The organism is Pseudomonas sp. Sample_24, from assembly GCF_004307605.1.
Taxonomy (GTDB): domain Bacteria; phylum Pseudomonadota; class Gammaproteobacteria; order Pseudomonadales; family Pseudomonadaceae; genus Aquipseudomonas.
In genome coordinates, this window is sequence record NZ_RCNW01000108.1 from 1 (window position 1) to 2,962 (window position 2,962).

A 2,962-nucleotide genomic window follows, 5' to 3' on the forward strand; every position below is an offset into this window, starting at 1 on the left:
AGAGAGACTAGCTCACCCTCATCGGTCAGCAATGTGGTTTTAACCGTGCCGATCTCTTCGATCTGCCCTTCGACCTCTCCAACTCGCACTTGTTGCCCAACCTCATACAACTCACGCACATAGATTCCCGCAAGAATCTGACCCGCAATTTCCCGACTTCCCAAACCCATGGCCAGCGCAACTGCCAGACCAACGGTAATCAAAACGATCACGATCACGTGATTGAGCAGGTCAGTCTTGACCTCCAACTGACTGATCGCCACCGAGATGCTGATGATGATCACCAGGCCCTGGGCAATTCGCCCCAACCCGGAAGCGTAGTCCAGTCCTACGCCTTCTGCCGCTCCACGCACCAGCCCATTGGCCAGTTGCGCCAGTAATACACCCACCAGCAACACCAGCGCGGCGCCGAATACCTTAGGCAAATACAGCGCTAGCATATCCAGCGTAGCTGAAACTCTCTCAAGTCCAAGGGATTCTGCGGCAGAAACCAGAAAAATCAGCAGAACGAACCAATAAACGATTTTACCGATCAGCGTGGAGATCGGAACCTGGAGACCGGCGCGTGACAGCAGCTTGGTCAGACCGGTGCCGCCCATCAGGCGATCGAGGCCCAGTTTGGCGAGCAATTTGGAGAGCAAGGTGTCGAGCAGCTTGGCCACGACGAAACCCAACAGCAGCACAACCAGTGCGCCGAACAGGTTCGGAATGAAGTTGGCGACCTTGGTCCATAACGCAGTCATTGCAGTGACGAGGCTCTGTGTCCAGAGATCAAGTTCCATATTCAATCAGCCTTATCAGCAGTGCGAGCGGTAGGTTTACGAAGACGGGACACCGGCGCGATGTGGGCCGATCCGTTATTCAGGGCGATCATCAGCGCGGGCAACCAACGGCCCAGCAGGCTGAACAGATCACCGGCGCCGACCTGGCGGTTGGCGGTTTTCAGTACGCGCCCCAGGCATGCATCGTCGTCCCGGGTCGACGGCGAGGCCTTGAGCATGTCACGCAAAGACTGTTCAAACGGATCGTGCATACGCACCTCTCGTGATGTCTGTGAAAGACGCGGTGAAATTTGCTCGGGTCACATGGCTCTCCGTCAGACCCAGCGCAAACGTCGGTATAACCACCACTGCCCCAACGCCACCGAAACCACCAACAGGCACGCGATCAGGAAACCATACGGGCTCGCGGAAAATGGAATGCCGCCGACGTTGATGCCCAAAAGCCCGGTCAAAAAACTCATCGGCAAAAAGATCCCGGTGATGACGCCGAAGCGATACATCGTGCGATTCATGCGCACGCTCAATCGCCGGTCTTCGGCCTCCAACACAAGCCCCACGCGCTCTCGGGTCAATTCGAGCTCTTCAAGATAGCGGGTCAGGCTGTTGTTCAATTCGTTCCAGTAATCGCCATCATCCTCGACAAACCAGGGCAACTTGAGCCGTGTCAGCTGAGCAAAAATATCCCTCTGCGGAGCGAGAAAGCGCTTCAACGCAGCGGCCCGGCGGCGGATCTGCAAGATCGCTCCGTGCTCCGGTGTATACCGTTCGTCGGTATCGAGCTTTTCTTCTTCCTCATCGACCACTTCCGAGAGGCAACTGACCAGATCCTGCACCTTGTTGGTCAGGTACTGCGCCATGTAGAGAATCAGCTCGGAGGCGGTTTTCGGTCCCTTGCCCAGCTCCAGTTGTACCAGCAGTTCTTCGGTGGCGCGCAGCGGCCGCAAACGCAAGGAAATGACCCGCTTCGCAGAACCGAAGATCCGTACCGAGACCATGTCTTCAGGCTCAGCCCCCGGATTGAGGTTGACTCCACGCAAAAATAGCAGCAGTTCGCTGTCGGAAAGCTGTAGAAGGCGCGGACGAGTATTCTCTTCCAGCAGCAGATCACAGCTGAATTCACTCAAACCGCTGGATTTGCGCAACCATGTCTGGGTTTGCGGGTGACTGCGATCCCAATGCAGCCACAGGCTTTCATGAGCCTGCAGCTGCAATTCATCGAGTTCAGTCCGGGCTATCGAACGCGCGCCGCCTTTACCGTCCAGCACCAGGGCGTGGACCAGCCCCCATTGCGCGTTTTCTTCCTCGAACATCCGCACTCCTTCAGTCAATCGGGGATTTTACTCAGGCATTTTCAGCGGGCTGGGCGAGATGATCACGCCGTTGTTATCCGCATAGATGTAGTGGCCGGGATGGAAGGTCACGCCAGCGAAAGTCACGGCCACGTTGAGGTCGCCGAGACCGCGCTTGTCGGTCTTCATCGGGTGGCTGGCCAGGGCCTGCACCCCCAGATCGGTTTGGGCGATGACGTCGACGTCACGAATGCAACCGTAGATCACCAGGCCTTCCCAGCCATTTTTGGCGGCTTTCTCGGCGATCATGTCGCCCAGCAGCGCGCGACGCAGGGAACCGCCTCCATCGACCACCAGCACCTTGCCGTTGCCCTTGAGTTCGGCTTGCTCCTTGACCAGAGAGTTGTCTTCGAAGCACTTGATGGTCACGATTTCGCCGCCGAAGGAATCGCGGCCGCCGAAATTGCTGAACATCGGTTCCAGCACCTGCACCAGCTCCGGGTAGGCGTCGCACAGGTCAGGCGTGAGGTAATGGTTCATCGAGAAACTCCTGTAATAAGGGAGACAGCACGAACATCACTGATGAATCAGTCATCGAAAATGACCAGAACAGCTCAATCCGTCATATCTTAGCCGCAAGCCGATCAGAGCGAAATGCCCTTGATAGAGCGTCCAGCTTAGATTGCCGTGGCCAGAACCGCTTTTTCACCGAGCAGCGGCGTTTGCTGATCCGCCAGCCAGCGAGCCACCAATGGCCAGACTTCAACCTGTGCAGCTTTGCTGACCAGCATTTCGACGTGACCGAAATTGTCGCCGAAGCCCTGCTCGCGCCCCAGATTGATGAATTGCTTGTGTTCGCAACCCACTTGGTCGAACAGCTTGCGGCATGCC

At 57.0% G+C, this 2,962-nt stretch carries 4 protein-coding genes and 1 pseudogene; all 5 read right to left on the reverse strand.

Going from position 1 to position 2,962, the window contains the following annotated elements:
* Positions 1-782, reverse strand: a 782-nt coding sequence (locus tag D8V06_RS05220) for a mechanosensitive ion channel (protein ID WP_130930554.1), incomplete at its 3' end; no start/stop codon positions are given.
* Between the two features lie 2 nt (positions 783-784).
* Positions 785-1,033, reverse strand: coding sequence for a hypothetical protein (locus D8V06_RS05225; protein ID WP_056856962.1), 249 nt, complete (start codon positions 1,031-1,033; stop codon positions 785-787).
* A gap of 63 nt (positions 1,034-1,096) precedes the next feature.
* Positions 1,097-2,092: a zinc transporter ZntB gene (locus D8V06_RS05230; protein ID WP_056856961.1), complete on the reverse strand. Its 996-nt coding sequence runs from the start codon at positions 2,090-2,092 to the stop codon at positions 1,097-1,099.
* A 27-nt stretch (positions 2,093-2,119) separates the two neighbouring features.
* Positions 2,120-2,611, reverse strand: a complete 492-nt coding sequence (gene rraA / locus D8V06_RS05235; protein WP_046816185.1) for a ribonuclease E activity regulator RraA — start codon at positions 2,609-2,611, stop codon at positions 2,120-2,122.
* 137 nt (positions 2,612-2,748) lie between these two features.
* Positions 2,749-2,962 (reverse strand): annotated as a pseudogene (locus D8V06_RS05240) (alpha/beta hydrolase); the annotation flags it as partial.

Excerpts from the sequence above, each read along its gene's own strand:
- D8V06_RS05230 (WP_056856961.1), bottom strand. The coding sequence starts at position 2,092 with ATGTTCGAGGAAGAAAACGCGCAATGGGGGCTGGTCCACGCCCTGGTG.
- rraA (WP_046816185.1), bottom strand. The coding sequence starts at position 2,611 with ATGAACCATTACCTCACGCCTGACCTGTGCGACGCCTACCCGGAGCTG.
- D8V06_RS05225 (WP_056856962.1), bottom strand. The coding sequence starts at position 1,033 with ATGCACGATCCGTTTGAACAGTCTTTGCGTGACATGCTCAAGGCCTCG.